Here is a 24,506-nt window from a genome sequence, read left to right as displayed (position 1 = left end):
GCTTTCACGCGGGGGGCGGCCACCTGGCTGCAGGGGCTCGGGGGCTTGCGCAACGCCGTACGTCAGGAACTGGTGGCGCGGCAGCTCGACGAGCAGCTGGCGGGGTGCTTCCCCGTCGGACAGCGGCTGCGGGTGCTCGATGTCGGCATGGGCCAGGGCACGCAGGCGCTGCGACTGGCCCGAGCCGGCCACAAGGTGACCGGCCTGGAGCAGGACCCGAAGATGGTCGCCGCGGCGCGTGAGGCGCTTGCCGCCGAGCCGGAGGGCATACGGCAGCGGGTGCGGCTGGTCGAGGGCGACGGCCGGGACACGGGCGTGCACTTCCTGCCGGGCAGCTTCGACGTGGTGCTGTGCCACGGCGTGCTGATGTACGTCGAGGAGCCGGACCCGCTGCTGGCGGGCCTCGCCCGGATGCTGGCCCCCGGCGGGCTGCTGTCGTTGCTGGTACGGAACGCCGACGCGCTGGCGATGCGGCCGGCGCTGGCCGGCGACTGGGCCGGGGCGATGGAGGCGTTCGACACCGACGCCTATACGAACCGGCTGGGGCTGCGTGTCCGGGCCGACCGGCTGGACGCGCTCACCGCCACGCTGGCGGGGATCGGCGCGCCGCTGCGTGCGTGGTACGGGGTGCGGGTCTTCACGGATACGGCGGCCGATGACGCCGCCGTCCCTGACGACTTCGGCGCGCTCCTCTCCGCGGAGGAGCGCGCCGGGCGGACGGATCCTTACCGCCGGGTGGCGGCGTTGCTCCATCTTTGCGGGGTGCGGGGCTGAGCTGGGGCCTGCCCCGCACGTTTGCCCGCAACGCTCCGTCAGGCCTGGGACGGTCGTTCTGGACGACTCGTCAGGCCTGGGAACCGTCTGTCAGGCCTGGGAACCGTCCGTCAGGCCCGGGACGGTCCGTCAGGCCTGGGCCTCCTCCGCGTGGAGGCTCATCGGGCCGTAGATCAGGGTCGCGTCCTCGAAGAGCGTCACCTGGTCCGCTCCGCCGTCCGCGAGTTCCCTCCAGTGCTCGCCGATCCAGGACTCGGCGTCCCCCTGAGTGGTGAACTCCTCCGGCTGCACGGCCGGCTGGACCTCCGTCCCGTCCGACTTCTCGAAACGCCACGTCCACGCCGCCATGCCGGCCTCCCGAGGGTGTAAGAGGTGCTTCCAAAGCTGCTGCAAAGCGGCTTCGAGGCTGCTCCGAAGTGACTTCGGAGCAGCTGAAGCCGATTGAAGCCTAGCCGGACGCGCAGCGGCGGCGACGGCGCGGGAGGATCTTTCCGTGGAACTGACTCTGCTCGGCACCGGAGGCCCCGAGGGTCTGCCGCGCCCCGGCTGCCCCTGTGCCTCCTGCTCGGCCGCGCTCGGCGAGGCGGCGCGTGCCGCCACCGCGCTGCTCGTGGACAGCACGCTGCTGCTCGATCTCACACCGGGCGCGGCGTTGGCCGCCGCCCGTGCGGGACGCATGCTGGGGGGCGTACGCCAGGTCCTGCTCTCCCACCCCCACGAGGGCCCGGCGGTCGAGGTGCCTGCCGGGCTGCCGGGGCCCGCCCGGGTGCCCGACGGACGCGAGTTGGCGCTGATGAGCGGCCACCGGGTGCATGCGCTGGCGATGGACGCGCCGGGCACCGGGTACGAGGTGACGGGCCCGGACGGGCAGCGGCTGCTGTACATGCCGCCGGGGGCCGCGCCGGCGGGACTGGAGGAGGGGCACGCGCCGTACGACATGGTGCTGGCGGACGTGGTCGGCCGGCCGGACGCGCTGGCGCGGCTGCGGGCCGCGGGGGCGGTGACCGCCACCACCGACGTGATCGCGGTCCATCTGGACCACGACGTGCCGCCCGGTGCGGAGTTGCGGCGCCGGCTGGCGGCCGCGGGGGCGCGAGCCGTGCCGGACGGGACGACGCTCGTGGTCGGCTCCTACGAGGACGTGCCGGACGTGCCGCGCCGGACGCTGGTGCTGGGCGGGGCGCGTTCGGGGAAGTCCGTGGAGGCCGAGCGGCGGCTGGAGTCCTTCCCGGATGTGCTGTACGTGGCGACGGGCGGCGCGCGGGGCGGTGACGCCGAGTGGGCGGACCGGGTGGCCGCGCACCGCGAGCGGCGGCCAGGCTCGTGGCACACCACCGAGACCTGCGATCTCGTGCCTCTGCTGGAGCAGAGCGGGCCGCCGTTGCTCATCGACTGTCTGTCACTGTGGCTGACGTATGCCATGGACGCGGTGAACGCGTGGGACGACGCCGAGTGGGCGGGGGGCGGCGAGCGTGCGCTGCGCAAGCGGGTGGTGGAGCTGACGGACGCGGTGCGCCGCACCCGGCGTACCGTCGTGGCCGTCTCGAACGAGGTGGGCTCGGGCATCGTCCCGGCCACCGCGTCGGGCCGCCGCTACCGCGACGAACTCGGCCGCCTGAACGCGGCGTTCGCGGCCGAGTGCGAGCAGGTGCTGCTGGTGGTGGCGGGTCAGGCACTGGTGCTGCGCGGCTGATCTCCGGGGCGCTGCGCGCCCCGGCACCCGACGGTGGCTGGCACGCCACCTGCCGGTGGGTGGTCGGGGCGCGTGCGCGGCTGCGGGTCCGCGCCGGTGCGCCACCTGCCGGTGGCTGAGTCGGGGCCGCGCCGGGATGTACGTCCTCGGTCTGGCGCCGAACCGTCATCGTTCGGGGAGCCCGGAGTTTGCGCCAGCCTCCCCCAGTGCCTTAAGGGCCTGGGAGGTACCCCCAGCGGGCGCACATCCCGCCACGTCCCCTCCGGCACGTACGCGGCTACTGGCCGGTGGCCGGTCCCGCTGGGCGGGCGTGCCGCTCCAGGTGGGCACAACCCACGACGTAGGGTCACCCGTCCTCGTTCCTGCGGGCAATCACCCGGTAGGCGTTGGCGAAACGCGTGCGGCTCGTCAGAGGCGCGAGGATGTGGTCGGCGGCGCGGGCGGCGCCGACGAGCGGGCTCGAGGCCCAGCTCAGGGCGGTGCGGGCGGTGCGCTGCAATCCGCTCGGCGGCCGACTGCGCCACGGCTGGTCGGCCGCAGGCAGACAGCGGTCGAGGGCGAGCGCGACCCCCGTCCCGAGGTCGAGCGGGACATGGGCCTCGCGGCGGTCGACGGCCGCCACCGTGTAGCCGAGGCTCTCCAGCTCCCGCAGCAGGTTCCCGAGCGGGATCAGATGCAGGTGCAGCGGCTGTACGTACGACGCCCACCACCGGCCCAGCACCCGGGCGTAGCGGCTGTCCGGGTCGACCGCCTCGATCAGCAGATGCCCGCCGGGCCGGAGCACGGCGTGGGCGGCGGCGAGTTCCTCGCGCGGATCGGCGGTGCGCTCCAGGTGATGGAGCATGCTCAGCACGTCGTAGCGGCCCGCGAGCCGTGGCGCCAGCTCGGTGAGGGAGCCCCGGTGGCCCTCCTCGATGCGCCCGGCCCGGACGCCCTCATGGACGGCCGCCCCTTCGTCGACCCCGTCGAAGGCCGTGTACGGGTGGACGTCCCGGGCGGCCTCCGGGAAACGGGCGTGCCCGGTGCCCACGTCGAGCCAGCTCTCGGGCTCGCCGAACGGCAGCATCGCCTGGGCGATGGCCTGGTGGCGCCTGGCGTCGTACCGGGCGCCGAAGACCGGCCCGGCGTCGCCGCAGCCGGGCCCGTCGTGGGCGTCCCGGCGGTAGAAGGCCCGGCCCTCGGGGGTGAGGCGGGGGTTCTGGAAGGAGTGGGAGCAGTCCAGGCACTCCTCGAGGACGAAGGTGCCGGGCTTGTGCTGGACGAGATCGGTGGTACGGAGCCGGATGCGCAGCCGCTCCGAGCCGCACCACGGACAGTCGGTGCGGCGCGGCTCGTGGAACCGGTCGGTGCCCTGGGCGAGTTCACGCAGACATGCGGGACGCCGCTCGGCGACGGTCTGCCGGATGGCGGCCTGCTGGATGGCAGCGTGCTGGATGGCCTGCTGAATGAAGGGCATGGCTACTCCGTGGATCACCGCGGGCCGGGCGAGCGAGTAAAGCGAGTAACGAGCAAAGCGAGTAATACGACAATTCCGTATGAGTCGGAACGTAGAGGATCACCGGCACGGTCGCAACGACGGCGCCGGAGGGGGTGGGGCACATGGCGTAACCCATGGCCCGCGCCACGGAGGACGGCGCGCGGACCGGTCTCATGTCTGACGGCCGGGACGGCGGCCCGCCTCAGGCGCCGGCCTCGGCGCCCCGCCCCGGGCAGCCCGTCAGCAGCTCCGTTCGATCGCTGCCGGTACTGTTCGGCGAATGAGCTCGCTGAATCTCGACGACTTCACCGATCTGATCGAACGCCCCGACGGTGGCGTGCGCCGTGATGCCGAGGAACGCCGGGAGCGGCTGGTCGTGCCGCCCGGGGCGCTCGGCCGCCTGGACGAGCTGGGCGAGTGGCTGGCGGCCGCGCAGTCCAGCGTGCCGGTCAAGCCGATCGAGCAGCCCCGTGTGGTGCTGTTCGCCGGCGACCACGGGATCGCCGAGCTGGGCGTCTCCGCCCGGCCGGCCGGAAGCGCGGCGGAGCTGGTGCGTGCCGTGCTCGCGGGTGAGAGCGCGGTCTCGGTGCTGGCCCGGCGGCTCGGCGTACCCGTGCGCGTCGTCGACATGGCACTGGACTGCGACCCGGACACCCTCCCGGCCGACGTCGTGCGGCACCGCGTGCGGCGCGGCTCCGGACGTATCGACATCGAGGACGCCCTCACCATCGAGGAGGCGGAGGCGGCGTTCCGCGCGGGCATGGCCGTCGCCGACGAGGAGGCGGACGCCGGCACGGATCTGGTCGTCCTCGGTGATCTGAGCGTCGGCGGTACGACGGCCGCGTCGACGCTGATCGCCGCGCTGTGCGGCACGGACGCGTCCGTGGTGACCGGGCGGGGCGGGCGCCACATCGACGACCTGGCCTGGATGCGCAAGTGCGCGGCCGTACGGGACGCGCTGCGCCGGGCCCGGCCGATGCTCGGGGAACAGCTGCAGCTGCTGGCCACGGTGGGCGGCGCGGACCTGGCGGCCACCACGGGCTTTCTGCTGCAGAGCGCCGTGCGGCATACGCCCGTGATTCTCGACGGGGTCGTCTCGGCGGCGTGTGCCCTGGTGGCGCAGCGGGTCGCCTTCCGTGCGCCCGACTGGTGGCTCGCGGGCCAAGCCAGCGGCGAGCCCGCCCAGGCGAAGGCGCTCGACCGGATGGCCATCGAGCCGCTCCTCGACCACGGGGTGTCGGTCGGCGAGGGTACGGGGGCGCTGCTGGCGCTGCCGCTTGTGCAGGCCGCTGCCGCGTTGGCGGCGGAGCTGCCGGAGGTCGACGGCAAGGCCGAGTAGGCCCTGCCGGCCCGGGCTTACGGCGGACACGTCCCGCCCGGGCGGGCCCAACGCCCGATGTGCTGTACGTCGTGGGCTGTGCCCACCCTCCCCCATTTGGCATGGGAGGTGCCCCCATCGCCCTGGGGGGCACCTCCCAGCGTTAGCTGGGGGAGGAACGATTGCCCACAGCAGTGCCATCAACCTCCGTCCGGTCTGCCGCCGAGCCAGTCCTGGAGACGGCGGCTGGGACCCGCCCAGCGGCGGTCGTGGCGGTACGCGCGCAGGCCGGCCCTGGCCCGGGCGCGGGGCCGCCGGGCGTAGAACCGCTTCGCCCACGGCGAGCCTGGCCGGGCCAGCCGGATCGCGCCGAACAGCGCCACCAGCGGCACCACCGTGCCGAGCACCGCCACCCTGGGCTTGCCCTTGCCGAGGGCGACGAGGGCGAGGAAGAAGTTCATCGCGGCGTTGATGACGACGATGCCGCGGTTCTGCCGTTCCCCGGGCGTCAGGTCGTTCACGCCGAACGGCAGGAAGCCGCCGAGCACCAGCGCCACCAGGGCCGTCGTGAGGACGACGACCTCCACGCTCATGCGGCCCTTTTCGCTCCAGTAGACGTCGTCGAGATGGAGGATCAGCGCGAACTCGTCGAGGACCAGGCCCGCCCCGATACCGAAGAGCACCGCCGAGAGCAGGGCTCCGACGTCGTGTGCGCCGGTGGCCACGGCGCCGAAACCGCCGATGACGGTCAGCACGACGCCGGGCACGACGTGGTGGATGTGCACTGCGCCCGTACTGACGTTGCGGAAGGGGCCCTTGCCCGCCCGGATCATCCGCGTGATCATCCGGACGGCGAGAAAGGTCCCGACGAACGCGAGCAGCGCGAGCAGCAGCGGCAGCTTGCCGGGCTCGACGACGTTCCGGTACCACCATTGCCCCATATACGTAATTTAGTGGCGGTTCGCGAGACGAGCCCGCGACGTCCCGCCGCCCGGTGCCCGGTTAACCTGCGCCAATGTCCGAGACCTCGCCCTCACCCGCCCCCGGCCCGGCAGGCCTCCGCTTCGCCTTCGGCACGTTGACCGCGCTCCCCGTCCGCGTCCCCCGGTGGGACCGTGAGGCGGCCCGTGCCGGGATGCTCTGGGCCTCGGTCGCGGGCCTGGTCATAGGCCTGTTCGCCGCGGCCGTCGGCGGCGCCCTGCTGCTTGGGGGCTCGGGCCCGCTGCTCGCCGCCGCGGCCACCGCCGCCGTACCCGCCGTGCTCACCCGCGGCCTGCATCTCGACGGCCTCGCGGACACCGCGGACGGCCTGGGCAGCGGCAGGCCCGCCGAGGAAGCGCTGCGGATCATGAAGCAGTCGGACATCGGCCCCTTCGGCGTCATCACGCTGGTCTTCGTACTGCTCGCCCAGGTGGCGGTGCTCTTCCAGGCGTACGAGGCCTCGTGGGCCCGCGGCGCCGTCGCGGCCGCCGTCTCGGCGACCGCAGCCCGCCTCGCCCTCACGCTGGCCGCGCGCACGGGCGTCCCCGCGGCCCGCCCCGACGGCCTGGGCGCCGCGGTCGCGGGGACGGTGCCCGTGCGCGGGGCGCTCCTCGTGACGGCCACCGTCGTCTGCGCGGCCGCGGGCGCCGGCGCGCTCTTCGGGGCGCACGACGCGATCCGGGGTGCCGCGGCGGTGCTCTTCGCGTGCGCGGCCGCCGAACTGCTGCTGCGTCACTGCACCCGTCGCCTCGGCGGAGTGACCGGCGACGTCTTCGGTGCGCTGGCGGAGACTGCGGCGACGGCCGCGCTGCTCGTGTTCGCGCTGGGATGACCCCGGTCTGCCGGAGCACGCACCGCACTCCTACGACCCCCGGCCTCGCGATCAATCACAGGACGAACCTGCGAAAATGAGGCTGTCGAAACAGTGAACTCCGCCCCAACGGAACCGGACGCCCGGCACCACTCGTTTCTCAGACCACACCAGCACCGGGCGTGTGGATGACGCGGGCACCACAGCCGGATGAACACACGCGGGCATGAGCGAACGGCGACCTCGCGCGTAGGCTCACTTCCGGCACTCTTCCGGCCCGGCGAAGCGGCGCCGGGGAAGTGCGGGTGCGTTCCCGCGCCGTCCCCGGGGTCGCCTGGCGCCGCGCCCGGTCGAACCACCCCTCTCGACCTCACACAACGGAAGCGAGACATCACCACCGTGACTGCTCTGACTCTCAGCACCGCGGCCGCGTCCGGCCTGCGCGCCGACGCGATCGTCGTCGGTGTCGCAAAGGGCGCGAAGGGCCCGGTCGTCGCACCCGGCGCCGAGGCCGTCGACAAGGCGTACGACGGCAAGCTCGCGTCCGTCCTGGAGACCCTCGGCGCCTCCGGCGGCGAGGGTGAGGTGACGAAGCTGCCCGCACCCTCCGGCTTCAAGGCGCCGGTCGTGGTGGCGGTCGGCCTCGGCGCGGTCCCGGACAACAGCGACCAGGGCGAAAAGGACGCGTACGCCCCCGAGACTCTGCGCCGCGCCGCAGGCGCCGCCGCCCGTGCGCTGGCCGGTTCCAAGAAGGCCGCGTTCGCGCTGCCGCTCGAGGACGCCGAGGACATCGCCGCCGTCGCCGAGGGCGCCCTGCTCGGCGCGTACGCCTTCGACGCGTACAAGGAGAACGGCCAGAACGGCAGGAACGCGAAGAACGGCAAGGCCCCGCTCGCCGAGGTCGCCCTGCTCGGCGCCAAGCCGCGCGACAAGGCGCACCGGGCGGCGGTCGAGCGCGCCACCGCCGTGACCGAGGAGCTCAACCGCGCCCGCGACCTGGTCAACACGCCGCCGAACGACCTCAACCCCGAGGCCTTCGCCGCCGTCGCCACGGCAGCGGCCAAGGAGCACGGCATCAAGGTGCAGGTGCTCGATGAGAAGGCGCTCGCCAAGGGCGGATACGGCGGCATCCTCGGCGTCGGCGCCGGCTCCGCCGCCCCGCCGCGCCTGGTCAAGCTGTCGTACACGCACTCCAAGGCGAAGAAGCACCTCGCCTACGTCGGCAAGGGCATCACGTACGACTCGGGCGGCATCTCCCTCAAGCCGGCCGGTCACAACGAGACGATGAAGTGCGACATGAGCGGTGCCGCCGCGGTGTTCGCCGCGGTCGTCGCCGCCGCCCGCCTCGGTCTCGAGGTCAACGTCACCGGCTGGCTGGCGCTCGCCGAGAACATGCCGTCCGGCTCCGCGACCCGCCCGGGCGACGTGTTGCGCATGTACAGCGGCAAGACGGTGGAGGTGCTCAACACCGACGCCGAGGGCCGGCTCGTGCTGGCCGACGCGCTCGCCAAGGCCTCCGAGGAGAAGCCGGACGCGATCATCGACGTGGCGACGCTGACCGGCGCGATGGTGCTGGCGCTCGGCAACCGCACCTTCGGCGTCATGGCCAACGACGACGCCTTCCGTACGGCGGTGCACGAGACGGCGGAGGAGGCCGGCGAGGCGTCCTGGCCGATGCCGCTCCCGTCGGACCTGCGCAAGGGCATGGACTCGTCGACCGCCGACATCGCCAACATGGGCGAGCGGATGGGCGGCGGCCTGGTCGCAGGGCTGTTCCTGAAGGAGTTCGTGGGCGAGGGCATCACCTGGGCGCACCTCGACATCGCGGGCCCGGCCTTCAACGAGCAGGGTCCCTTCGGTTACACGCCGAAGGGCGGCACGGGCTCGGCTGTCCGCACGCTGGTGCGGCTGGCTGAGCGCACCGCGGCGGGCGACCTCGGCTGACGCGGCGCACCGGGCGCGCGGTGTATGCCGCGCGCCCCGGTCGGGTCGTGTGGCGCGTCCCGCAACGCGTCGGCGTGCCGTACTCACCGACCTGCCCCCGCCCCCGTGAGGCCGGGATGAGCCATCTCACACACCGGCCCGGCGTCCCTCCTGCGCCGGAAGGGTGCGAAGATGGGTTCTCGGCAGGACAGGGCCCCCACCACAGGGCCGAAGAAAGAGCGGCCGAACACCAGCCGACCGGCCGGTCGACCCCCGGTGAAGGGGACCGGCGCCGGCGCACATGCATGGAGGACGTGACGTGGCGAACGACGCCAGCACCGTTTTCGACCTAGTGATCCTCGGCGGTGGTAGCGGCGGTTACGCCGCGGCTCTGCGCGCCTCTCAGCTGGGCCTGGACGTCGCCCTGATCGAGAAGAACAAGCTCGGCGGCACCTGCCTGCACAACGGCTGCATCCCGACGAAGGCGCTGCTGCACGCCGGCGAGATCGCCGACCAGGCGCGCGAGGCCGACCAGTTCGGTGTCCTGGCCAGCTTCGAGGGCATCGACATCAAGGGCGTCCACAAGTACAAGGACGACGTGATCGCGGGCCTCTACAAGGGTCTGCAGGGCCTGGTCGCCTCCCGCAAGGTGACCTACATCGAGGGTGAGGGCCGCCTGTCGTCCGCCACCTCCGTGGACGTGAACGGGCAGCGCATCCAGGGCCGCCACATCCTGCTGGCGACCGGCTCCGTACCGAAGTCGCTGCCGGGTCTGGAGATCGACGGCAACCGCATCATCTCCTCGGACCACGCGCTGGTCCTGGACCGCGTCCCGCAGTCCGCGATCATCCTGGGCGGCGGCGTCATCGGCGTCGAGTTCGCCTCCGCGTGGAAGTCCTTCGGCACCGACGTGACGATCGTCGAGGGCCTGAAGCACCTCGTCCCGGTCGAGGACGAGAACAGCTCGAAGCTTCTTGAGCGCGCCTTCCGCAAGCGCGGCATCAAGTTCAACCTCGGCACCTTCTTCGAGAAGGCCGAGTACACGCAGGACGGCGTCCGCGTGACCCTCGCCGACGGCAAGACCTTCGAGGCCGAGGTGCTGCTCGTCGCGATCGGCCGCGGCCCGGTCTCCCAGGGCCTGGGCTACGAGGAGGCCGGCGTCGCGATGGACCGCGGCTACGTCCTCGTCGACGAGTACATGCAGACCAACATCCCCACCATCTCCGCCGTGGGCGACCTCGTCCCGACCCTGCAGCTCGCGCACGTCGGCTTCGCCGAGGGCATCCTGGTGGCGGAGCGGCTGGCCGGTCTCAAGGCCGTGCCGATCGACTACGACGGTGTGCCGCGGGTGACGTACTGCCACCCCGAGGTCGCCTCCGTGGGCATCACCGAGGCCAAGGCCAAGGAGATCTACGGCGCGGACAAGGTCGTCGCTCTGAAGTACAACCTCGCGGGCAACGGCAAGAGCAAGATCCTGAAGACCGCGGGCGAGATCAAGCTCGTCCAGGTCAAGGACGGTGCCGTGGTCGGCGTCCACATGGTCGGCGACCGCATGGGCGAGCAGGTCGGCGAGGCCCAGCTGGTCTACAACTGGGAGGCGCTGCCCGCCGAGGTCGCGCAGCTCATCCACGCCCACCCGACGCAGAACGAGGCGCTCGGCGAGGCTCACCTGGCCCTCGCGGGCAAGCCGCTCCACTCTCACGACTGACCTTCGGTCACCGAGTCGCCTCATCAGGGCGCGACGACCACAGACTTCCGCAATTTCGTAAGGAGCAACCGAAACCATGGCGGTTTCCGTATCCCTTCCGGCGCTCGGTGAGAGCGTCACCGAGGGCACTGTCACCCGCTGGCTGAAGGCCGAGGGCGAGCGCGTCGAGCTCGACGAGCCGCTGCTCGAGGTGTCGACCGACAAGGTCGACACCGAGATCCCGTCGCCCGCTGCCGGTGTGCTGGCCTCCATCAAGGTCGCCGAGGACGAGACGGTCGAGGTCGGCGCCGAGCTCGCCGTCATCGACGACGGCACGGGTGCGCCCGCGGCCGCCCCGGCCGCCGCCGAGGCCCCGGCTCCGGCCGCCCCGGCTCCGGCTCCGGTCGCCGAGGCCCCCGCCCCGGCTCCGGCCGCGCCCGCTGCTCCGGCCGCCCCGGCCGGTGGCGCCGCTGCCGGTACCGACGTCGTCCTGCCCGCGCTGGGCGAGTCGGTCACCGAGGGCACCGTCACCCGCTGGCTCAAGGAGGTCGGCGACTCGGTCGAGACCGACGAGCCGCTGCTCGAGGTCTCCACCGACAAGGTCGACACCGAGATCCCGGCCCCGACGTCCGGCGTTCTCCTCGAGATCGTCGTCGGCGAGGACGAGACGGCCGAGGTCGGCGCCAAGCTGGCCGTCATCGGTGCCCCGGGTGCCGCTCCGGCGGCCGCCCCGGCTCCGGCTCCGGCCGCCCCGGCTGCCGCGCCCGCTCCGGCTCCGGCCCCGGCGGCGCCTGCCGCTCCGGCTGCCCCCGCGGCTCCGGCCGCCCCGGCCGCTCCCGCTCCGGCTCCCGTCCAGGCCGCTGCTCCGGCTCCCGTCCAGGCCGCTGCTCCGGCTCCCGCGCCGGCCGCTCCGGCCGCTCCGGCTCCGGTGACCCCGGCTCCGGCCCCGACCGCGCCCGTGGACGAGGGCGCGTACGTGACCCCGCTGGTGCGCAAGCTCGCCGCCGAGCACGGCGTCGACCTGTCCACCGTCAAGGGCACCGGCGTCGGCGGCCGCATCCGCAAGCAGGACGTCATCGCCGCAGCCGAGGCCGCGAAGGCCGCCGCCGCTGCTCCGGCTCCGGCCGCCGCCGCCCCGGCCGCCGCCAAGAAGGCCCCGGCCCTCGAGGTGTCCCCGCTGCGCGGTCAGACGGTCAAGATGACCCGCATGCGCAAGGTCATCGGCGACAACATGATGAAGGCGCTGCACTCGCAGGCCCAGCTGACCTCGGTCGTCGAGGTCGACGTCACCAAGCTGATGCGGCTGCGCGCCGCGGCGAAGGACTCCTTCGCCGCCCGCGAGGGCGTGAAGCTCTCCCCGATGCCGTTCTACGTCAAGGCGGCGGCCCAGGCGCTGAAGGCCCACCCGGTCATCAACGCCCGGATCAACGAGGACGAGGGCACCATCACGTACTTCGACTCGGAGAACATCGGCATCGCCGTGGACTCCGAGAAGGGTCTGATGACGCCGGTCATCAAGGGTGCGGGCGACCTGAACATCGCCGGTATCGCGAAGAAGACCGCGGAGCTGGCCGGTGCGGTCCGCGCCAACAAGATCACGCCGGACGACCTCGCCGGCGCGACCTTCACGATCAGCAACACCGGCTCGCGCGGTGCGCTGTTCGACACGGTCATCGTGCCGCCGAACCAGGTCGCGATCCTGGGCATCGGCGCCACCGTCAAGCGTCCGGCGGTCATCGAGACCGCCGAGGGCACCGTCATCGGCGTCCGCGACATGACGTACCTGTCGCTCTCCTACGACCACCGTCTGGTGGACGGCGCGGACGCCGCCCGCTACCTGACCGCGGTCAAGGCGATCCTGGAGGCCGGCGAGTTCGAGGTCGAGCTCGGTCTGTAGGGCCGGTCAGGGCCGAGACCGGAAACGGGTCGACGCCTGTAAGGCTCACCACACCTGCGCGAACGCCCCCGCCCGGAGCATTTCCGGGCGGGGGCGCCGCCGTATTGTCTAGACGTCAGCCGTCACCAGAATTGTCTGGACGTCAGCCGTCACCAGACGTCAACGCCCTTGGGGTCGCCCGGCACGCATCCGGACGACACCCTGCAGAAGGAGCACCGCATGACCGCGCCCGTCGTCCACTCGCTGCGCGAACAGATCCGCGAGCACATCGTGGAGGGGATCGTCAGCGGGCGCTGGAAGCCGGGCGAGCGGATCGTGGAGCGACGTATCGCCACGGAGCTGGCGGTCAGCCAGACGCCCGTACGGGAGGCCCTGCGCGAGCTGGAGAGCCTGCGGCTGATCGAGTCGGCGCCCAACAAGGGCGTACGGGTGCGGAATTTGACCGCCGCAGACCTGGAGGAGAGCTATCCCGTGCGGGCCGGGCTCGAGGCGATCGCCGCGGAGCTGGCGGCCGAGCGGCTCGCCGAGGACTGCTCGGCGCTGGAGCCGCATGTGGCGGCGCTCTACGACGCGGACCGCATCTCCGACGGGACGGCGCAGGTGCGGCACACGGTGGCGTTCCACCGGGAGATGGTGCGGGCGGCCGGTAACTCCGTGCTGCTGCACACGTGGGAGGGGCTCGGAATCGAGGTCTTCACGGCCCTCTCCATCCGCTGGCTGGGGACGGTCCAGCAGTCGTACGCGGAGGAGCACGAGGCCCTCGTCGACGCCTTCCGCCGCCGGGACCCGCGCATCGCGGACCTGGTAAAGGCCCACGTCCTGGGCTGCGCGCCGCGCGCGTAGGCACGCCGCCCGCCCGCCTTCCGCCTAGGGGCGGAACGACTGCCCACAGCGGAGGGCGGCGGGGCGATGGGCGCCAGCCCGCACGCGGGGGCGGTGGTGGGCGGCGGCCCACAGCGGAGCGACTCGCCGCTCAGAAGTGGGGCGCCACCTGCGAAAACAAGGCACCCCGTGCCTGTCGCCAAGGCACCCCGTGCCGACTTTTGCGATCGAGACAAGAAATACACGCTCGCCCTTTGATCGATCATCGATCAGGGGCTTACAGTCATCGACGGGCTTTCACCAGAGCCCTCCGCCCTGTCCTGCCAAAGACCAAGGGCACCCCCGAACCCTTACCGACAAGGGAACCCCCTTCGACTACGGAAGGCGGCGCAATGACCGACCCCACCGCAATCCAGCCGAGCGAGCTCGACCAGCTCCCGGACCGGGACCCGGAGGAGACCGCCGAGTGGCAGGCCTCCCTGGACGCCGTCGCCCGGGAGGCGGGCCCGCATCGTGCCGCGTACCTGATGCGCCGCACCCTGGAGCGCGCTGAGGGCGCCGGTCTGGCGCTGCCCAAGCTGCTCGAGACCGACTACGTCAACACCATCCCCACCGCCGCCGAGCCCACCGTGGACGGCGACGAGGAGATGGAGCAGCGGATCACCGCGTGGAACCGCTGGAACGCGGCCGCGATGGTCACCCGCGGCTCCAAATACGGCGTCGGCGGCCACATCGCCACTTTCGCCTCCGCCGCCTGGCTCTACGAGACGGGCTTCAACCACTTCTTCCGCGGCAAGGAGGGTGACGGCTCCGGCGACCAGCTCTACATCCAGGGCCACGCCTCCCCCGGCATCTACGCCCGCGCCTTCCTCGACGGCCGCCTGAACGAGTCCCACCTCGACAACTTCCGGCGCGAGGCGGGCGGCAACGGCCTGCCCTCGTACCCGCACCCGCGGCGCCTCCCCTGGCTCTGGGAGTTCCCGACCGTCTCCATGGGCCTCGGTCCGCTCTCCGCGATCTACCAGGCGCGCTTCAACCGCTACCTGACCAACCGCGGCATCAAGGACGTCTCCGCCTCGCACGTGTGGGCGTTCCTCGGCGACGGCGAGATGGACGAGCCCGAGTCGACCGCGGCGCTCGCGCTGGCGGCTCGCGAGGGCCTGGACAACCTGACCTTCGTCATCAACTGCAACCTGCAGCGCCTCGACGGCCCGGTCCGCGCCAACTTCAAGATCGTGCAGGAGCTGGAGGCCCAGTTCCGCGGCGCCGGCTGGAACGTCGTCAAGTCCCTGTGGGGCAACGCGTGGGACGAGCTGTTCCAGCTCGACACCACCGGCGCCCTGGTCCGCCGCCTCCGCGAGGTCCCGGACGCGCAGGTGCAGACGTACCAGACCCGCGACGCCGCCTACATCCGCCAGGACTTCTTCGGCGCCGACCCCGCGCTCGTCGAGATGGCGAAGCTGCTGAGCGATGACAAGATCCTCGAGTGCTTCCACCTCTCCCGCGGTGGCCACGAGCCGCGCAAGGTGTACGCGGCGTACAAGGCGGCCGTCGAGCACAAGGGCGCCCCGACCGTGATCCTCGCCCAGACGGTGAAGGGCCACACCCTCGGTGAGGGCTTCGCGTCCAAGAACGCAAACCACCAGATGAAGAAGCTGACGGTGGACGAGTTCAAGACGATGCGCGACCTGCTCGGCCTGCCCATCGCCGACAGCGCCTTCGAGGGCGGCCAGGTGCCCTACGGCCACCCGGGCGCCGACTCCCCTGAGGTCCGCTACCTCCAGGAGCGCCGTGCGGCCCTCGGCGGCCCGGCCCCGGCCCGCCGCGTGCACCCCGTCGCGCCGCTGCCCGCCCCCGCCGACAAGGCCTTCGCCGCCTTCGACAAGGGCTCCGGCAGCCAGTCCGTCGCCACCACCATGGCCTTCGTACGCCTGGTCAAGGACCTGATCCGCGACAAGGAGACCGGCAAGCGCTGGGTGCCGATCGTCCCGGACGAGGCGCGCACGTTCGGCATGGAGAGCCTCTTCCCGTCCCTCGGCATCTACTCGCCGAAGGGCCAGACGTACGAGCCGGTCGACCGCGACCAGCTGATGTACTACAAGGAGGCCAAGGACGGCCAGATCCTCAACGAGGGGATCACCGAGGCCGGTTCCATGGCGGACTTCATCGCCGCCGCCACGTCGTACTCGACGCACGGCGAGACGATGATCCCCTTCTACATCTTCTACTCGATGTTCGGCTGGCAGCGCACCGCCGACCAGATGTGGCAGCTCGGCGACCAGCTCGGCAAGGGCTTCCTCGTGGGCGCCACGGCCGGCCGCACGACGCTCACGGGTGAGGGCCTGCAGCACGCCGACGGCCACTCGCCGGTGATCGCCGCGACCAACCCGGCGGCACTGACGTACGACCCGGCGTTCGCGTACGAGGTCGCGGCGATCGTCAAGGACGGTCTGCGCCGGATGTACGGCGAGGCGGCCCCCGGCGAGGACCAGGACGTCTTCTACTACCTGACCGTCTACAACGAGCCGATGCCGCAGCCCGCGAAGCCGGCGGGCGTCGACGAGGGCATCGTGCGCGGCCTGTACCGGTTCAACACCGCCGAGTCCGCCGGGCTCACGGTGCCCGCCAACGCCCCGCGCATCCAGCTGCTGGGCTCGGGCACCGCGATCCACTGGGCGCTCGAGGCGCAGAAGCTGCTCGCCGAGGAGTGGGGCGTGGCCGCCGACGTGTGGTCCGCGACCTCCTGGAGCGAGCTGCGGCGCGACGCACTGGAGGCCGACGAAGCGCTGCTGCGCGGCGAGGAGCGCGTCCCTTACGTCCGCCATGCGCTGGCGGGCGTCGAGAGCCCGGTTCTCGCGGTCAGCGACTACATGCGCCAGGTCCCCGACCAGATCGCGCAGTGGGTCGAGCAGGACTACTCCTCGCTGGGCGCGGACGGCTTCGGCCTCTCCGACACCCGCGACGCCGCCCGCCGCCACTTCGGCGTCGACGCCCAGTCGATCGTCGCGGCGGCCCTGGCCCAGCTGGCCCGCCGGGGCGAGGTCCAGGCGTCGGCCGTGAAGGAAGCCCGGGAGCGGTACGGGCTGTAAGCGGTCCCGCCGCTGACCTCTGTGGGCAGCTGTCTCGCCGTACGCGAGGCAGCTGCCCACTGCTGTACGGGCATGACGTGGGCCTCCGCCTGGCTGCGGGAGCGCTTGGCCGAGGCCGCGGCCCGTAGGGCGGCGCTCTACCCGGTCCCGGACGAACCCCGGCGGTCAATGCGCGCATAACGGAACAGCCGCATCCGTCCCACTCCGCGTGCATCGCCCCTCCCCAGGGCCGATGCTGGTGGCGTGATGGACGAGACGGAGTTCTGGGAGATCGTGGACAGCACCCGCGAGGCGGCCGGGGGCGACCCCGAGGACCACGCCGAGCTGCTCGTCGAAAGGCTGCTGCAGTCCGATCCGGACGCCGTACTGGACTTCGCCCGGCACTTCGAGTCCCGCTACAACCGCGCCTATCGCTGGGACCTGTGGGGCGCAGCCTGGGTCCTGCTCGACGGTGCGAGCGACGACGCCTTCGACTACTTCCGCTGCTGGCTGATCGGCCAGGGCCGCGACGTCTTCGAAGGCGCCCTGCACGACCCCGACTCGCTCGCCGCCCTCCTCGAGGACTTCGACGAGGAGGTCGACGGCGACGGCGAGGAGCTCGGCTACGCGGCGGACGAGGCGTACGAGGAACTCACCGGCACCGTCGCTCCCGACCTCGGCATCCCACCGGCGCCGCCGGAGCCCGAGGGCACACCGATCGACTTCGAGAACAAGGCGGCTCTGGCGGAGCGGTATCCGAAGCTGTGGGAGCGGTTCGGGTCGTAGCGGCGGCGGTCCAGGTCGTAGAGGCGGCGGTTCAGGTCGTAGCGGCGGCGCGAAGGCCCACCGTCCGGGCTACGCCGCGGCCCGGCCCCACTGCGCGGCCTCCGGCGCATCCGGCGCGTGCGGGTCGGCGAAGTGGTGCGGCGGAGCCGCGTTGGCCCGGTCGAGGGCGGAGGCGGTGGCGGCGGTGGGCCCCACGACGACGGACGCGGCGACGCAGAGGACGGTCCACGGGCCGCGGAGCATCGCGCTCGGCCAGGACGTCTGCGCCTGGGAGTCGTCGGCCTTCTCGTGCTCCTTCAAGATCTCCACCTCCGGTTCGGTACGTTCACGCCAGGGCGCTCGCCTCAGCGGAAGCTGTGCGCCCGATACGGCATCCCTGTGTTGTTCTGGGCAGGCGTTCCGCGCTACGGGCGGCGGCCCTCCATACGCGCCGCCGCGTCCCGGATCGACGGCAGCTGTGCCATCAGGGCCTCCCCAGGGCATTCGGTCAGGTTGCCGTCGGTGTGGCCGGACACGGCATGGAAGCGGGCGCGCGTGCCCGCGGGGTACTTGCTCAGGCTGTTGGTGGACACCAGGTCCACCTGACTGCGCGGATCGATGCCGGACAGGCCGAGTTTCCAGGCGGCGATGGCCGCGATGGCGTCGGTCATGACCTTCGGTACGTCCGTCCCGGCCGTGAACGTACCGATCGCGGCGACGCCCACCGTCCGCTCGTTGAACCCCTGGGTGTGCGCCCCGACGACGGGCTGATCGGCGCTGCCGGCGCGGCCCTCGTAGATGGTGCCGCAGCGGTCGACGAGGAAGTTGTAGCCGATGTCGTCCCAGTGCCGGGCACCGGCCTGGCCTGTGTACATGTCACGTATGGTGCGCGGGGCGTCGGCGCAGTCGTAGTCGTTCGGTGTGTCGGTGTGGTGCACGAACACCGCCGTGACGCGGTCGGCGAAGCGGGGTGGCGGGCGGCTGAACGCCTCCTGGCCGCCCTGGCCCAGCCACTGCGCCCTGGGGACGATCTGCGGTCTCGGAGCGGTCCACGCCGCGCCCTGGGCCGACTTGGGGCGTGCCGTCTGGGTCCGCCCGGGCGATGCGGAGTGCCCGCCGACGCCCACCGCGCAGAGCACGAGGAGCGCGAAGGCCACGGCACCGGGCACACAGCACAGCACGATGCGAAGGACACGCATGTCCAACACTCTCCGCCGCCAGGACCGCCGGCGACATGCGGTGTAAGCCACACGGGTGAGCCGGGGCCGACCCGAGGCGAGGGCGGCCTCAGCGACCGCCCGGCGGGCGTGGGCCCGGCTCCGGGGCGGAGGCCTCCGGTACGAAGCCCTCCGGTGAGAAGGCCTCCGGTGCGAAGACGAGCATCGTCGCGTCGTCCTGGACGCTTCCGGCGAAGTGGACCAGGTCCTTCCACACCACGTCGGTCGTCATGGCCAGGTCGTCCTCGTTGAGTACGAGCAGCCGGTCGGCGAGCGGATAGAAGGCACCGGAACCGTCGCGTGACTCGGTCACCCCGTCGGTGACGACGAACAGCCGGTCGCCCGGCTCCAGCGGGACGGTGAGCTCCTCGGGCGGGTCGGCGGCGATGCCGAGGCCCAGCGGCAGTCCGGCCGGCACCCGCAGCTCGGTCGCCGTACGGCCGCGCAGCAGCAGCGGGCGGGGATGGCCGCAGGAGAGGATGCGCACCGCCCGGGCGTCGTCCGTGAACTCCAGCAGCAGTGCCGTCGCGAACAGTTCCGCGTTCCCCACCTCGGCCGCGTCGACGACGAGCCTGCGGTCGAGCCGCCCTGCGACCCCGGCCAGATGCGGCTGGTCGAGCGCGGCCTCCCGGAACGCGCCGAGCAGGGCCGCGACGGTGCCGACGGCGGCGAGGCCGTGCCCCTGCACATCGCCCACCACCGCCCGTACGCCGTAGGGGCCGTCACGCACCTCGAAGAGGTCTCCGCCGACCAGGGTCCCGCTCTGCGCCGCCCGGTACAGGCCGGCACAGCGTACGGGCCCCACGCGCTCGGGCAGCGGCGGCAGCACGGCGAACTGGACGGCCTCGGCGATCGAGCGCACCGATACCAGTTGGGCGTCGCGCCGCTCGCGCACCCAGGCGATGGCCACGCTGAGCAGGGCGATGAAGGCGACGGTGGCCAGGTCGATCTCGCCGGGGCGACCGAGGTCGATGGGCGGGACCTCGAGCAGGACAAGGACGATGCCGCCGAGCAGGGCCGTGATCGCGGGACCGTACGAGAGCGCCGCCAGCGGCGGGATCGCGGCGAGCAGAAAGCCGACGTCGAAGGTGCGCGAGGTGGTCAGACCGGCGGCGGTGAGCCCGACGAGCAGTACGAGGGGGAGCAGGCGGAGCCAGCGGGGCGGCGGCGCGCCGCGCAGCCACGTGCGCTCCTCACGGTCCTGGCGCCGAGACGCGGCCCCGCTCATCACCGCACTCCTTCCGGCCGCGCCCGCTCATCACCGCACTCCTTCCGGCCGCCCCCTTCACGCTCCTACGCCGGGGGCACGGCCGCACGCCGGGCCGCGCCCGGTCGGCCGATCACCTTAAAGACCGCGCCCCATCAGCACGTCGTCCACGTACTCGCCGTCGAGGAAGAACTCGCCGGGCTGAACCCCCTCGACCACGAATCCCTCGGACTCGTAGAGCTTCCGGGCGGGCGTGTTGGGGCCGAGGACGCGCAAGGTGATGCGGCGGGCACCCTGGCGGCGGGCCTCGTCCACGGCCGCCCGGACCAGCGCACGCCCCACGCCCTGCCCGCGCGCCTCGTCGGCGACGGCGAGCCCCTGGATCTGCCGCACATGCGCGTTCGACAGCAGCGGGGTCGGAATACCCAGCCGCACATAGCCCACGATCCGGCCGCCGGACTCGGCGACGAGATGGTCACGGGGGCCGAAGCGTTCACTGAAGAAGGTCTCGTACGGAGGCTGCTCCCTGGGCCTGACGGCATGCAGCGTGGACCAGGCCGCACGGTCGAGGCGCCCGAGCGCGTCGTCGTCGTCAGGCAGCGCGAAGCGTATGTATGGCACAGGCATGGGGGCACTGTACGACCGGGGCCGGCCTCCGCTCCGCGGCCTCCGGCGGCAGGATGGGCCCATGCAGCGATCTCGGATTGCCGTGGCCGGCTCGACCGGCCTCATCGGTACGGCGCTGGTGCGCTCGCTCACCGCGGACGGCCACGAGGTGGTACGGCTGGTGCGCCGGCCCCCTCGCGCGCCGGACGAGGTCCAGTGGGACCCCATGCGGCAGTACGTGGACACCGCGGGCCTCGCGGGCTGCGACGCCCTGGTGAACCTGGCGGGCGCCGGGATCGGCGCCCACCGCTGGACGGCGGCGTACAAGCAGGAGATCCGCGACAGCCGGGTCCTCGGCACCGCGGCGCTCGCCGACGCGGTCGCCTCCCTGGACGAGCCGCCGCGCGTGTTCCTGTCCGCCAGCGCGATCGGCTTCTACGGCGACACGGGCGACCGCCCGGTGGACGAGAGCGCCCCTCCGGGTGAGGGGTTCCTGCCCTCGATGGCCGTGGAGTGGGAGGAGGCCGCGGCCGCCGCCGAGGAGGCGGGTGTCCGCACCGTGTTCGCACGCACCGGGCTGGTGGTGGCGCGTGGCGGCGGCGCGTGGGGGCGGCTGTACCCGCTCTTCAGGGCGGGGTTGGGCGGGCATCTGGGCGACGGGCGGCAGTACTGGAGCTTCATCGCGCTGCACGACGAGGTGGCCGCGCTGCGGCATCTGCTGGACACGGAGGAACTGTCCGGGCCGGTCAATCTGACGGCGCCGCATCCGGTCACCAACCGTGAGGTGACCGCGGCGATGGGGCGCGTCCTGCACCGGCCGGCCGTGTTCCCCGTACCGGCGCCGGTGCTGCGGGCCGTTCTCGGGGAGCTGGCCCGCGAGGTGCTGACCAGCCAGCGGGTGCTTCCCGCCCGGCTCCTGGAATCGGGATTCGCCTTCGCGTTCCCACGGATCGAGGACGCGGTACGCGCGGCGCTGACCTGAGAACAGAACCGACACACCACCGGCATTGGCCAATGCTCGACCCGAACTCCTGCATTCCGGGCCGCCGTTGGGGGCATGAGGTCTCCACCAGTCGCCCAACTCGGGAGGGGCACGTGCTTGAGCCGGCGCACTCTGCGGACGTCGTCATCGTGGGAGCCGGAGTCGCGGGACTCGCGGCCGCGCACCACCTGACCAGGGCCGGTGTAACCACCGTCGTCCTGGAGGCCGCCCCTTACGCGGGCGGCCGTATGTCGACCGAGAAGGTCGACGGCTTCCGACTCGACCGGATCGGCCAGTTGCTGTTCACCTCGTATTCCGAACTGCGCCGCACTCCGGGACTCGACGCGCTCGTCCTCCGCCCCTTCTCGCCCGGGGTGCTGGTACACAGCGACGGTCGCCACCATCGCGCCGAACCGCCGGCGGCGGCCTGGAACACAAGGGGCGCAAGGACCGGCGCAAGGGGCGCACTCATCGGGGCGCGCGCGCTCGCAAGTGCCCCTCGTGCTCCCCGCACCGGGCGCCCGGCCACCCCCCTCGGAGGCCCCCTGGACCAGGCCCGGCTCTCCGCGGCCCTCGGGCGCCTCGCGGCCACCCCGCTGGAGCGGTTACTGACCCGCCGTGAGCTCCCCGCCGCCCAGGCGCTCGCCACGCGCGGCCTGCCGTCCCGCACCGTCGACGGCTTTCTGCGCCCCCTGCTTACGGCCCTGCTGAGCGACCCCTGCCTGACGACGTCGAGCCGGTGTGCGGATTTCGCGCTGCACGCCTTCGCCCGCGGCCGCCTGTGCCTGCCGGAGGGCGGCGCGGACGCCCTGCCGGAACTTCTGGCCGCCACGCTGCCCCCGGGCACGGTACGCACCGGCGTACGCGTCACGGAGGTGTCCACCACCTCGGTGACGACAGCGGACCATGGCGAAGTGAGGTGCCGCTCCGTACTGTTGGCGACCGGCGCCCGCGCCGCGGCCGAGCTGCTGCCGGGGCTGCGCGTGCCGTCCTTCCACCCGGTGACGGTGGTGCACCACGCCACCTTGGAACCGCCGCTCGCCGAGCCCGCGCTGCTGCTCGACGCCGACCGCAGCGGCCCCGTCGCGTACACGGCGGTGGTCAGCCAGGTCGACCCGTCGCGCGCCCCGGCGGGCCGCACCCTGGTCTCGTCGACCGTCCTCGGCCCTCCCCCGCCGGACCTGGACGCCCTGGTACGCGCGCACTTGGCCGACCTGTACGGAACGTCGACCTCCGGCTGGGAGACGCTGGCCGTCCACCACGATCCTGAGGCCGTACCCGCGATGCCCGCTCCGCACGACCTGCACCGCTCGGTACGGCTCCTGACGGGCCTGTACGTGTGCGGTGATCACCGGGACACGAGCACGGTGCAGGGGGCGCTCCGCTCGGGCCGCCGCGCCGCACACGTCCTGGCCGGCGACCTCGGTGTGGACCTGTCGGACACCGCGGACCCCGTCTCCAAGGCCGCGTGAGCGCAGCACACCGCACCAAGGCACACCACCCGCCGGGCGCCACGCCTACCCCAGCGCCGCCACCTTGTCCCGATATCCCCGCACCGGCGCCGCATCCCGGTACGGCTCGAGGCGCCGCTCGAAGTCGCGCACGTACTCGACGGCCCGTACCGACCGCATCTCCGCGGCCTGGCCAGCGGCCTCCGCGCCCAGCCTGCAGGCCTGGTCGAGTTCGCCGAGGCCGAGCCGGGCGGAGGCCAGGACCACGCGGCAGAGCAGGCGGCTGCGCGCGAACCCGGGCGGGCGCAGCTGCAGCGCCCGCTCGGCGTGCTGCGCCGCGGCCCGGTACTGCTGGAGGTCGCGGTGGCAGTGCCCGAACTCGTCCGCGAGCTGCGCCTCGTCGAAGCTGCGCGCCCAGTGCGGCACGTCGTCCCCAGGCCCGGCCGCCTCGAGTGCGCGCTCGGCCCGTAGGAGGGAGGCCGTGCAGGCGCGCACCTCGCCGAGCACCGCGTGCCCGCGCGCCTCGGCTGCGTGCAGCAGCGCCTGTACGGCGGGCGGGGCGGACATGCCGACGCCCTGCTGGGCGACCCTCGCCAGCTGTACGGCCTCGCGCCCGTGGCCCAGATACACCGCCTGGCGGCTCATGGTGACCAGCACGTACGAGCCGTACGCCCGGTCCCCCGCAACCTGGGACAGCCGCAGTGCCTGCACGAAGTACCGCTGGGCCAGGCCGTGCGCCGCGATGTCGAACGACGTCCAGCCGGCGAGGCAGGTCAGGTCGGCCGTGGCGGCGAAGAGACGGCGGCCCGTCTGCTCGCCGTAGGTCCCGCGCAGCATCGGCTCGACCTCGTGCTCCAGATACCGGACGAGGGCCTGCCGTGCGTGCCCGCCGCCGTAGGCATGGTCGAGTGTGCGGAACAGCTCACCGACGGAGCGCAGCGCCGCGATGTCGCCGCCGCTCACCTTCTGTCCGGAGCCGCGCTCGGCGCCCGCGCTCGCCCGTGCGACGACGACGGGGGGCGGCACCGGCCGGGATCCCGCGAGCCGCCCCTGCGCGGGCACGCGCCCGTTGGGCGGCAGCGGGTCGCCGCGGCTCACGCGGTCGTCGGCGCGGCCGATCAGCCAGTCCCGGCTGGGCACCACGAGCCCCGCCGGGGTGAACGCGATCTTGCGGAGCTCCGCATGGCTGCCGGAGTCCTTGCGCCACAGACCGCTGACGATGTCTACGGCCTCCTCGGGGGTCGCCGCGAACTCCAGGCCCGCGTAGACCGGTGCGCACGCGTCGAGCCCGAGGTCCTGCGCGGTCAGCCGCCGTCCGAGGCGCCGGGTGAAGACCTCGGCGATCAGCGCGGGCGTGGTGCCCCTGGGCTGCTGGCCGCGCAGCCAGCGGGTCACCGATGTCTTGTCGTACCGGAGGTCGAGCCCGTGTTCGAGACCGAGCTGGTCGACACGGCGGGCCAGGCCGGCGTTGGAGAATCCTGCCTCTGCGATGAGCGCGGCGAGCTGGCGGTTGGGGGTGCGCTGCGGAGGTCGTTCCGTCATCTGCTGTGCGGTCTCCTGCCTTCCGGGCCGCGATTCATCCCTCATGACTTCACACAAGGAACCCTCATGACATCGCAGAGGGAACGGGCGCGAATTTAGCGATCCCCGGGGCCTCTCCTGCCGCCCACGACCTGCATTCATCCGATCGTGTGAGGATTGGCCGGAGGGCCTGACGGCGAGCGGCCTGCGGGGTGGACGAGGGCGCGCGCCGAGGGCCGACGGTGTTCGGGTGAGGACCGACCGGAATGCCCTGCCGTACATGCCCGTACAGTGGCGGAGGGGCAT

General features: G+C 72.8%; 20 protein-coding genes. 12 read left to right on the top strand and 8 right to left on the bottom strand.

The genetic code is table 11. The features are described from left to right. The first annotated feature begins 72 nt into the window (after positions 1–72). The gene (locus H1D24_RS22670; RefSeq protein WP_181659624.1) at positions 73–774 is read left to right on the top strand and encodes a class I SAM-dependent methyltransferase; all 702 of its coding nucleotides are present in this window, start codon (positions 73–75) and stop codon (positions 772–774) included. A gap of 129 nt (positions 775–903) precedes the next feature. Here the strand turns inward: H1D24_RS22670 and H1D24_RS22665 are convergent, their stop codons facing one another. After that, positions 904–1,122 (bottom strand): hypothetical protein, encoded by a 219-nt coding sequence (locus tag H1D24_RS22665; RefSeq protein WP_181659489.1) that lies wholly within the window; start codon positions 1,120–1,122, stop codon positions 904–906. 145 nt (positions 1,123–1,267) lie between these two features. Between H1D24_RS22665 and H1D24_RS22660 the strand changes: the two genes are divergently transcribed. After that, positions 1,268–2,467 (top strand): bifunctional adenosylcobinamide kinase/adenosylcobinamide-phosphate guanylyltransferase, encoded by a 1,200-nt coding sequence (locus tag H1D24_RS22660; protein WP_181659488.1) that lies wholly within the window; start codon positions 1,268–1,270, stop codon positions 2,465–2,467. A 346-nt stretch (positions 2,468–2,813) separates the two neighbouring features. Here the strand turns inward: H1D24_RS22660 and H1D24_RS22655 are convergent, their stop codons facing one another. Then, positions 2,814–3,923, bottom strand: coding sequence for a class I SAM-dependent methyltransferase (locus H1D24_RS22655; RefSeq protein ID WP_181659487.1), 1,110 nt, complete (start codon positions 3,921–3,923; stop codon positions 2,814–2,816). A 301-nt stretch (positions 3,924–4,224) separates the two neighbouring features. Between H1D24_RS22655 and cobT the strand changes: the two genes are divergently transcribed. Then, on the top strand, positions 4,225–5,283 hold the full coding sequence (cobT, locus tag H1D24_RS22650) for a nicotinate-nucleotide--dimethylbenzimidazole phosphoribosyltransferase (RefSeq protein WP_181659486.1): 1,059 nt from the start codon (positions 4,225–4,227) through the stop codon (positions 5,281–5,283). A gap of 179 nt (positions 5,284–5,462) precedes the next feature. Here cobT and H1D24_RS22645 read toward each other — a convergent pair whose 3' ends face one another. Beyond that, entirely contained in the window at positions 5,463–6,203 is a 741-nt protein-coding gene (locus H1D24_RS22645) for a hypothetical protein (protein WP_181659485.1), read from the bottom strand. Between the two features lie 74 nt (positions 6,204–6,277). Between H1D24_RS22645 and H1D24_RS22640 the strand changes: the two genes are divergently transcribed. The 7 genes from H1D24_RS22640 (at position 6,278) to H1D24_RS22610 (ending at position 17,237) form a co-directional block, all read left to right on the top strand. Next, positions 6,278–7,075 carry an adenosylcobinamide-GDP ribazoletransferase gene (locus H1D24_RS22640; protein WP_181659484.1) on the top strand — a complete coding sequence of 266 codons (798 nt, stop codon included), beginning with the start codon at positions 6,278–6,280 and terminating at the stop codon, positions 7,073–7,075. Positions 7,076–7,453: 378 nt separating this feature from the next. After that, positions 7,454–8,998 (top strand): leucyl aminopeptidase, encoded by a 1,545-nt coding sequence (locus H1D24_RS22635; RefSeq protein ID WP_181659483.1) that lies wholly within the window; start codon positions 7,454–7,456, stop codon positions 8,996–8,998. 298 nt (positions 8,999–9,296) lie between these two features. After that, positions 9,297–10,685, top strand: coding sequence for a dihydrolipoyl dehydrogenase (gene lpdA / locus H1D24_RS22630; protein ID WP_181659482.1), 1,389 nt, complete (start codon positions 9,297–9,299; stop codon positions 10,683–10,685). 76 nt (positions 10,686–10,761) lie between these two features. Further along, on the top strand, positions 10,762–12,561 hold the full coding sequence (gene sucB / locus H1D24_RS22625; protein ID WP_181659481.1) for a 2-oxoglutarate dehydrogenase, E2 component, dihydrolipoamide succinyltransferase: 1,800 nt from the start codon (positions 10,762–10,764) through the stop codon (positions 12,559–12,561). A gap of 219 nt (positions 12,562–12,780) precedes the next feature. Next, a complete protein-coding gene (locus tag H1D24_RS22620) occupies positions 12,781–13,404 on the top strand; it encodes a GntR family transcriptional regulator (RefSeq protein ID WP_181659480.1) in 624 nt (207 codons plus the stop codon). A 371-nt stretch (positions 13,405–13,775) separates the two neighbouring features. Continuing rightward, positions 13,776–16,472: a pyruvate dehydrogenase (acetyl-transferring), homodimeric type gene (gene aceE, locus H1D24_RS22615; RefSeq protein ID WP_181659479.1), complete on the top strand. Its 2,697-nt coding sequence runs from the start codon at positions 13,776–13,778 to the stop codon at positions 16,470–16,472. A gap of 246 nt (positions 16,473–16,718) precedes the next feature. Continuing rightward, positions 16,719–17,237, top strand: a complete 519-nt coding sequence (locus H1D24_RS22610) for a DUF4240 domain-containing protein (protein WP_181659623.1) — start codon at positions 16,719–16,721, stop codon at positions 17,235–17,237. Positions 17,238–17,306: 69 nt separating this feature from the next. Here the strand turns inward: H1D24_RS22610 and H1D24_RS22605 are convergent, their stop codons facing one another. From H1D24_RS22605 to H1D24_RS22590, 4 genes are all read right to left on the bottom strand, one after another. Continuing rightward, on the bottom strand, positions 17,307–17,546 hold the full coding sequence (locus tag H1D24_RS22605) for a hypothetical protein (RefSeq protein ID WP_181659640.1): 240 nt from the start codon (positions 17,544–17,546) through the stop codon (positions 17,307–17,309). Positions 17,547–17,641: 95 nt separating this feature from the next. Beyond that, the gene (locus H1D24_RS22600; protein ID WP_181659478.1) at positions 17,642–18,415 is read right to left on the bottom strand and encodes a peptidoglycan recognition protein family protein; all 774 of its coding nucleotides are present in this window, start codon (positions 18,413–18,415) and stop codon (positions 17,642–17,644) included. An 88-nt stretch (positions 18,416–18,503) separates the two neighbouring features. After that, positions 18,504–19,661 carry a PP2C family protein-serine/threonine phosphatase gene (locus H1D24_RS22595; protein WP_181659477.1) on the bottom strand — a complete coding sequence of 386 codons (1,158 nt, stop codon included), beginning with the start codon at positions 19,659–19,661 and terminating at the stop codon, positions 18,504–18,506. 117 nt (positions 19,662–19,778) lie between these two features. Continuing rightward, the gene (locus H1D24_RS22590; protein WP_181659476.1) at positions 19,779–20,267 is read right to left on the bottom strand and encodes a GNAT family N-acetyltransferase; all 489 of its coding nucleotides are present in this window, start codon (positions 20,265–20,267) and stop codon (positions 19,779–19,781) included. Between the two features lie 61 nt (positions 20,268–20,328). Here H1D24_RS22590 and H1D24_RS22585 point away from each other — a divergent pair, with 61 nt between their 5' ends. Next, a complete protein-coding gene (locus tag H1D24_RS22585) occupies positions 20,329–21,228 on the top strand; it encodes a TIGR01777 family oxidoreductase (RefSeq protein ID WP_181659475.1) in 900 nt (299 codons plus the stop codon). A gap of 113 nt (positions 21,229–21,341) precedes the next feature. Beyond that, positions 21,342–22,700, top strand: a complete 1,359-nt coding sequence (locus H1D24_RS22580) for an NAD(P)/FAD-dependent oxidoreductase (RefSeq protein WP_181659474.1) — start codon at positions 21,342–21,344, stop codon at positions 22,698–22,700. A 45-nt stretch (positions 22,701–22,745) separates the two neighbouring features. Here the strand turns inward: H1D24_RS22580 and H1D24_RS22575 are convergent, their stop codons facing one another. Next, complete coding sequence (locus H1D24_RS22575; RefSeq protein ID WP_181659473.1) at positions 22,746–24,221, bottom strand: NsdA family TPR-like regulatory protein; 1,476 nt, start codon at positions 24,219–24,221, stop codon at positions 22,746–22,748. Positions 24,222–24,506 lie beyond the last annotated feature (285 nt).

The sequence above is a fragment of the Streptomyces himalayensis subsp. himalayensis genome (assembly GCF_013778455.1).
In the GTDB taxonomy this organism is placed as follows: domain Bacteria; phylum Actinomycetota; class Actinomycetes; order Streptomycetales; family Streptomycetaceae; genus Streptomyces; species Streptomyces himalayensis.
This window is presented reverse-complemented; position numbering and strand designations above follow the sequence as displayed.

Coding starts and splice junctions, on each gene's coding strand:
- H1D24_RS22665 (WP_181659489.1), bottom strand. CDS start 1,122: ATGGCGGCGTGGACGTGGCGTTTCGAGAAGTCGGACGGGACGGAGGTC.
- H1D24_RS22655 (WP_181659487.1), bottom strand. CDS start 3,923: ATGCCCTTCATTCAGCAGGCCATCCAGCACGCTGCCATCCAGCAGGCC.
- cobT (WP_181659486.1), top strand. CDS start 4,225: ATGAGCTCGCTGAATCTCGACGACTTCACCGATCTGATCGAACGCCCC.
- H1D24_RS22645 (WP_181659485.1), bottom strand. CDS start 6,203: ATGGGGCAATGGTGGTACCGGAACGTCGTCGAGCCCGGCAAGCTGCCG.
- H1D24_RS22640 (WP_181659484.1), top strand. CDS start 6,278: ATGTCCGAGACCTCGCCCTCACCCGCCCCCGGCCCGGCAGGCCTCCGC.
- sucB (WP_181659481.1), top strand. CDS start 10,762: ATGGCGGTTTCCGTATCCCTTCCGGCGCTCGGTGAGAGCGTCACCGAG.
- H1D24_RS22620 (WP_181659480.1), top strand. CDS start 12,781: ATGACCGCGCCCGTCGTCCACTCGCTGCGCGAACAGATCCGCGAGCAC.
- aceE (WP_181659479.1), top strand. CDS start 13,776: ATGACCGACCCCACCGCAATCCAGCCGAGCGAGCTCGACCAGCTCCCG.
- H1D24_RS22610 (WP_181659623.1), top strand. CDS start 16,719: ATGGACGAGACGGAGTTCTGGGAGATCGTGGACAGCACCCGCGAGGCG.
- H1D24_RS22600 (WP_181659478.1), bottom strand. CDS start 18,415: ATGCGTGTCCTTCGCATCGTGCTGTGCTGTGTGCCCGGTGCCGTGGCC.
- H1D24_RS22595 (WP_181659477.1), bottom strand. CDS start 19,661: ATGAGCGGGGCCGCGTCTCGGCGCCAGGACCGTGAGGAGCGCACGTGG.
- H1D24_RS22590 (WP_181659476.1), bottom strand. CDS start 20,267: ATGCCTGTGCCATACATACGCTTCGCGCTGCCTGACGACGACGACGCG.
- H1D24_RS22585 (WP_181659475.1), top strand. CDS start 20,329: ATGCAGCGATCTCGGATTGCCGTGGCCGGCTCGACCGGCCTCATCGGT.
- H1D24_RS22575 (WP_181659473.1), bottom strand. CDS start 24,221: ATGACGGAACGACCTCCGCAGCGCACCCCCAACCGCCAGCTCGCCGCG.